The sequence below is a fragment of the Variovorax sp. 01T439_2 genome (genome assembly GCF_056398445.1).
Genome location: NZ_JBFTPJ010000210.1, coordinates 1 through 7,161 on the forward strand (window position 1 = coordinate 1; position 7,161 = coordinate 7,161).

Annotated in this window: 2 protein-coding genes; both read left to right on the top strand. The window is 70.4% G+C overall.

Annotated features, from left to right (window positions below; translation table 11 throughout):
* A partial coding sequence (locus AC1DOC_RS12225; protein ID WP_478129861.1) for an amino acid adenylation domain-containing protein occupies positions 1 to 5,203 on the top strand: 5,203 nt, incomplete at its 5' end.
* The coding region (locus AC1DOC_RS12230) for a type I polyketide synthase (RefSeq protein WP_478129862.1) at positions 5,203 to 7,161 on the top strand (1,959 nt) is incomplete at its 3' end. The genes AC1DOC_RS12225 and AC1DOC_RS12230, both read left to right, overlap by 1 nt.

Consider the following 7,161-nt stretch of genomic DNA (forward strand, 5'->3'; position numbering starts at 1 on the left):
GGATGGCACGGAGCGCGCAGAGCCGATCAGCTACGGCACCTTCGAGCGCCGCGTGCGCGCGCTCGCGGCCCGGCTGCAGCAGCAGTTCGCCAAAGGCGAACGCGCGCTCGTCATGCTGGACAACGGCGACCACTATGCGGTGAGCATGCTGGCCTGCTTCTACGCGGGCGTGATTGCGGTGCCGGTGTTCCCGCCGGAATCGGCGCGCCCGCAGCACCTCGCACGGCTGACCGGCATTGCCGCCGATTCGCAGGCGCGCTGCGTGCTGACGTGCGAGGCCATGGCGCGCGCGATGAATGAAACGAGCGCCGGCCTGCGCCAGTTCGGCGAAGCGGACATCGTTGCCGTCGACAGCGTGGACATCTCGCTTGCCGATGCATGGACGCCCTTCGAACCGGCGGGCAGCGACGTCGCCTTCCTGCAATACACCTCGGGCTCCACCTCGACGCCCAAGGGCGTGATCGTGACGCACGGCAACCTGATGGCCAACGAAGAAGCGATCCGGCGCAGCATGGGTGTCGGCCCGGGCGACAGCTTCGTTTCGTGGGCGCCGCTCTATCACGACATGGGCCTGATCGGCGGATTGCTGCAGCCGCTCTACAGCGGCATTCCGCTGGTGCTCACGTCGCCGCGCTATTTCCTGGAGCGTCCGGTGCGCTGGCTCGAACTGATCTCGCGCCATCGCGCGACGCTCAGCGGCGGCCCCGACTTTGCCTACCGCCTGTGCCTGGAACGCGTGAAGGATGCGCAACTGGCCCCGCTCGACCTGTCGAGCTGGCGCGTGGCCTACACCGGCGCCGAACCCGTGCGCGCCGACACGGAAATCGAGTTCATCTCGCGCTTCACATCCGCGGGCTTCGATGCGGCAGCCGTCTATCCCTGCTACGGCCTTGCCGAGGCGACGCTCTTCGTCACCGGCGGACGCCGTGGCGGCGGCCTGGTCGCGCCCACGTTTTCCGCCGCCRGCCTCGCCAGCGGCACGGGAACGCCTGCGGACGAAGGCACGGCGCTGGTCGGCTGCGGCGACGTCGCGCCCGGCCATCGCATCGAGATCGTCGATGCCGAATYGCTATCGGCCGCGGCCCCCGGAAAGATCGGCGAGATCTGGACCTGCGGTCCGAGCATCGGCCACGGCTACTGGGGCAAGGAGCGCGAGACCCGTGAGACCTTCGTCGAGCGGGACGGCCAGCGCTGGCTGCGCACCGGCGACCTCGGCTTCATGCACGAAGGCCAGCTCTACGTGACCGGCCGCATCAAGGACCTGATCATCGTTCGCGGCCACAACATCTACCCGCAGGACATCGAGCGGCTCATCGAGGCCGAGGTCGATGCGGTGCGCAAGGGCCGCGTCGCGGTCTTCGCCACGCAGGGGCCGGGCGGCGAAGGCATCGGCGTGGCCGCCGAGGTGTCGCGCAGCATGCAGAAGCTGGTGCCGGCCGCGGTGCTGGTCGATGCGCTGGGCGCCGCTGTGAGCGAAGTGTTCGGCGAGACCTTGTCGGCCGTGCTGCTGCTCAACCCCGGCGGCATGCCCAAGACCACCAGCGGCAAGCTRCAGCGCAGTGCCTGCCGTGCGGCCTGGCTCGACGGCAGCGCCGATGCCTATGCCGTCTACCAGCACGGCGCCTTCGTGCGCGGAGGCCCGATCGAGGCCGTTGCCGAGGCACCCCTCGACGAAGTCGAACAGGCCGTCGCCGCCATCTGGCGCGAGGTCTGCAAACACGGCGACGACCGCCCGCTTGGCCGCGATGCCCACTTCTTCAACCGCGGCGGCAGCTCCCTCACCGCCACGCAGGCGGCCGCGCGCATCGGCGCGCGCTGGCAGATCGACTTTCCCGCGCGCAGGCTCTTCGAGCAACCGCGCCTTCGCGACTGCGCGTCGGCCATCCGCGAACTGCAGCGGCAGGGCGTGCGCCCGCAGCCCGCGCCCATCGCCGTGATCCCTGCGGAGCGCCGGCTGTTGCCGCTGCCGCTCTCGCACGCGCAGGAGCGCCAGTGGTTCCTCTGGCAGATCGATCCATCGAGTGCGGCCTACCACGTGAGCGGCGCGCTACGCCTGGCCGGCGCGCTGCGGGTCGATGCCCTGCAAGCAGCGCTCGACGATCTGGTGGCGCGCCATGAATCGCTGCGCACGGTCTTCAGCGCCGGTGCCGATGGCAGCGTGGAGCAATGGATCAGGCCGGGCGGCTCCGTGCCGCTGTCGCTGGTCGACCTGCGCGGCGCCGAGGGTGAAGCCGATGCCCGATTGGACGAAGCCACGCGGCGCCTCAAGGCCGAGCCCTTCGACCTCACGCAGGGCCCGCTGCTGCGCGCCGCGCTGATCCGCACCGCCAACGAGGTGCATGTGCTCGCCGTGGTGATGCATCACATCGTGTCCGACGGTGCCTCGATGCAGTTGCTGATCGACGAACTGGCCGCAGGCTACGCCGCGCACCTGAAGGGCGACACGGTGCGCCTGCCCGCGCCGCGCATCCAGTACGCCGACCATGCGCTCTGGCAGCGCGAGTGGCTGGCGGCGGGCGAGGGCGAGCGGCAACTGGCCTGGTGGCGCACGCAGCTCGGCGACACGCACACCGTGCTCGAGCTGCGCACCGACCACCCGCGCAAGCCGCAAGCCGGCTACGGCGCTGCGCGCCACGCCTTCGAGCTTCCGGCGAGCCTGCTCGCGCAGCTGCGCAAGGCCGCGGACGGCGGTGGCGCCACGCTCTTCATGGTGCTCCTGGCCGGCTTCCAGGCGCTGCTGCACCGCTACACGGGCCAGGAAGACATCCGCATCGGCGCACCGTTTGCCAACCGCAACCGCGTGGAAGCCGAAGGCGTGGTCGGCCTGTTCGTCAACACGCTGGTGCTGCGCAACCCGATCCATGGCCGCCTCGGTGCATCGCGCGTGCTGGCGCAGGCGCGTGACGCGGTGCTGGGCGCACAGGCGCACCAGGATGTGCCCTTCGAGCAACTCGTGCAGATGCTGCAGCCCGAGCGCAGCCTGAGCCGCACGCCGCTGTTCCAGGTGATGTTCAACCACCTGTTCGAGGACTACCGCTCGCTCGGCCAGCTGCCCGGCATCACCGCGCAAGACCATGCGCTGCCCGATCTCGCGGCGCAGTTCGAGCTCACGCTCGAAGCGCGCGAGCGGCCGGGCGGCCAGCTCTCGCTCGCCCTGATCTACGCGGCCGAGCTGTTCGAGCCCGACACCATGGCGCGCATGGCCGGCCACTATGTCGCGATCCTGCAGGCGCTGGCCGAGCGTCCCCATCAACCCATCGGCGACATCGAACTGCTCGGCGCGCCGGAACTGGCCCGGCTCGCGCAGTGGGGCGTGAATGGGCATCGCGAGCCGCAGCCCGAGCCCGTGCACCGCATGATCGAGCGGCAGGCCCGCATGCAGCCCGATGCCACTGCGCTGCTGTTCGCGGATGAGGCGCTTGGCTTTGCGGAACTGAACCGCCGCGCCAACCGCCTGGCGCACCGGCTGATCACGCTGGGCGTGAAGCCCGAGGTGCTCGTGGGCATCGCGATGGAGCGCTCCGTCGAGATGGTGGTCGCCATCCTGGGCGTGCTGAAGGCGGGCGGCGCCTATGTGCCGCTGGACCCCGAATACCCCGCCGAGCGCCTGGCCTACATGGTGCAGGACAGCGACATCGGCCTGCTGCTCACGCAGCGCAGCCTGGTCGATTGCGTGCCCGACCGCCGTGCCTTGACGGTGCTGGAAGTCGATGCAGCCGATTTCAGCGCCGAGCCCGAGAGCGATCTGCAAGTCGGCCTGCACATCGAGAACCTCGCCTACGTGATCTACACCTCGGGCTCCACCGGCAAGCCCAAGGGCGCGGCCATCCGCCACAGCGCGCTGCACAGCTGCATGGCGTGGATGCAGGGCATCTACAAGCTCACGCACGCCGACACCGTGCTGCACAAGGCGCCCTTCGGCTTCGACGTGTCGGTGTGGGAGCTGTTCTGGCCGATGAGCTCGGGCGCGCGGCTGGTGGTGGCCAACCCCGGCGATCACCGCGACCCGGCGCGCCTGGTCGAGCTGATCCAGCGCCACCAGGTCACCACGCTCAACTTCGTGCCCTCGATGCTGCAGGCCTTTCTCGCGCACAAGGGCATCGAGGCCAGCACGCGCCTGCGCCACATCATCTGCGGCGGCGAGGCAATGCCGGCCGAGACGCAGAAGGAAACGCTCGAGCGCCTGCACGGCGCGGGCCTGCAGAACCTCTACGGCCCCACCGAGGCCACCATCCACGTCACGCACTGGGCCTGCCGCCTGTATCCCGATGACAGCGGCCAGAGCCAGGTGCCCATCGGCAAGCCGATCAGCCACACCAGCACCCACGTCCTGGATGCCGAACTCAACCTCGTGCCGCAGGGCGTGGCGGGCGAGCTGTACCTGGGCGGCGTCAGCCTTGCGCGTGGCTACCTGAAGCGTGCCGGCCTGAGCGCCGAGCGCTTCGTGGCCGATCCGTTCGACAGCGCTGGCGGCGGGCGGCTCTACCGCACCGGCGACCTCGTGCGCTGGAACGGCGAAGGACAGCTGGAGTACCTGGGCCGCATCGACCACCAGGTGAAGATCCGGGGCTTTCGCATCGAGCTTGGCGAGATCGAGGCCGAGCTGCTGGCGCAGCCCGCCGTGCGCGAAGCCGTCGTGGTCGCCAGGGACGGCCCGGCCGGCGCGCGGCTCGTCGGCTACCTCGCGCCGCATGCGGGCGAGGCCATCGACACCGCGGCGCTGAAAGAGCGGCTTGCGCAGGTGCTGCCCGACTACATGGTCCCGCGCGCCTTCGAGGTGCTCGATGCACTGCCGCTGAACGCCAACGGCAAGGTGGACCGCAAGGCGCTGCCCGAGCCGGCCCTTGCCGGCGGCCAGGCCTACGAGGCGCCGCAGGGCCATGTTGCGCAGACGGTGGCCGCGGTGTGGTCCGAGGTGCTGCAGGTCGCACAGGTCGGCCTGAACGACAACTTCTTCGACCTGGGCGGCCACTCGCTGCTGCTGATCCGCGCGCACCGGCTGCTGGAAGACCGGCTGCACACCGCCATCCCGGTGGTCAATCTCTTCAAGTACCCCACCGTCCAATCGCTGGTCCAGTGGCTGGAGCAGGCGCCCGCGCGCGCCGCCGCATCGGCCAGCGCGGCCGCGGCGAGCGACGACCGGGCGCTGCGCCAGCGCGCCGCCATGCTTCAACGCCGCAAAGCGGCAGAGAGAGTCAACTGATGTCCCACCCCTTCGAATCCTCCGAGCCGAGCGGCATCGAGATCGCCATCGTCGGCATGGCCGGGCGCTTTCCGGGCGCCGGCGACGTGGACGCCTTCTGGCGCAACATCCGGGACGGCGTGGCCTCGGTCTCCCGCTTCAGCGACGAGCAGCTGCGCGCGCAAGGCGTGCCGCAGTCGCTGCTGGACGATCCCGACTACGTGAAGGCCGGCGTGATGTTCGAGGGCTTCGACAAGTTCGATGCCGGTTTCTTCGGCTACTCGCCGCGCGAGGCCGAAACCCTCGACCCGCAGCAGCGCATCTTCCTGGAATGCGCCTGGGCCTCGTTGGAACATGCGGGCTGCGACGCCGCACGCTGGCCGGGCAAGGTCGGCGTGTRTGCGGGCGAGGGCGCCAACGTGTACCTCATCCGCAACCTGCTGCCATCGTTCGGCCTTGGCGCGGCGAGCGGCATCGCCGACCTGCTGGGCCTCATGAGCGGCAACTCGGGCGGCTCGCTGTGCACCCGCGTGTCGTACAAGCTCGACCTRCGCGGTCCCGCGGTGACGGTGCAGACCGCCTGCTCCACGTCGCTCACCGCGGTCCACACGGCCTGCCAGGCGCTCCTGAGCCACGACTGCGACATGGCGCTGGCCGGCGGCGTGTGGCTCAACCTGCTGCAGGAAGGCGGCTACCGCTACCAGGCCGGCGCCATCCTCTCGCCCGACGGGCACTGCCGCGCCTTCGACGCGAAGGCGGCCGGCACCGTCATCGGCAGCGGCGCGGGCATCGTGGTGCTCAAGCGGCTGGACGACGCGCTGCGCGACGGCGACACCATCCATGCGGTCATCAAGGGCAGCGCGGCCAACAACGACGGCGCCGCCAAGGTCGGCTTCACGGCGCCCAGCGTGGACGGCCAGGCCGAGGTGATCCGTGCGGCCCAGCTCATCGCGGGCGTGCCGGCGGACACCATCGGCTACATCGAGGCGCACGGCACCGCGACCACGCTGGGCGACCCCATCGAACTCGCCGCGCTCGCGCAGGCCTTTCGCGCCGAGACCGAGCGCCGCGGCTTCTGCGCCGTGGGTTCGGTGAAGACCAACATCGGCCACCTGGATGCCGCGGCCGGCGTGGCCGGGCTCATCAAGACGGTGATGGCGCTCAAGCACCGCATGCTGCCGCCCAGCCTGCACTACGAGAGCCCGAACCCGCAGATCGATTTCGCGTCCAGCCCGTTCTACGTCAATGCGCAATTGCGTGCATGGCCTGAAGGCAAGGCGCCGCGCCGCGCGGGCGTGAGCTCGTTCGGCATCGGCGGCACCAACGTGCACGTGGTGCTCGAAGAGGCGCCGGCCGTTGCCGCGGCACAGCCTGCTTCCGGCTGGCAGGTGCTGCCCGTGTCGGCAAAGGACGAAGCCGCGCTGGCGCAGGGCCGATCGCAGCTCGCGGCGCATCTGCAGGCCCATCCGGAGCTGGCGCTGGGCGATGTGGCCCACACGCTGCAAAGCGGACGCCGCCCCTTCGCCTGGCGCAGTGCCGTGGTGGCCAACCAGCCGGCGATGGCCTCCGAGATGCTGGCTTCGCCGATGCTCCCGTCGTCGCGTGCGCCCGCCGCTGCGCCCGAGGTGGTGTTCCTGTTTCCCGGCGGCGGCACGCAGCATGCACGCATGGGCGAGGCGCTCTATCAGCACAGCGCCGTGTTCCGCGAAGAACTCGACCGCTGCGCTGCGCTGCTGAAGGCCGGCTGCGGCATCGACCTGCTCGCGCTGGTGTTCCCGGCCGATGGCGACGAAGCCGCGGCGAACGAGCGGCTGTTCCGCATGGAATACGCGCAGCCCGCGCTGTTCGCCGTCGAGTACGCGATGGCGCGCTGGTGGATGAGCTGCGGCRTGCAGCCCGCGCTCATGCTCGACCACAGCCTCGGCGAATACGTGGCGGCCTGCCTGTCGGGCGTGTTCTCGCTCGAAGACGCGCTGCGC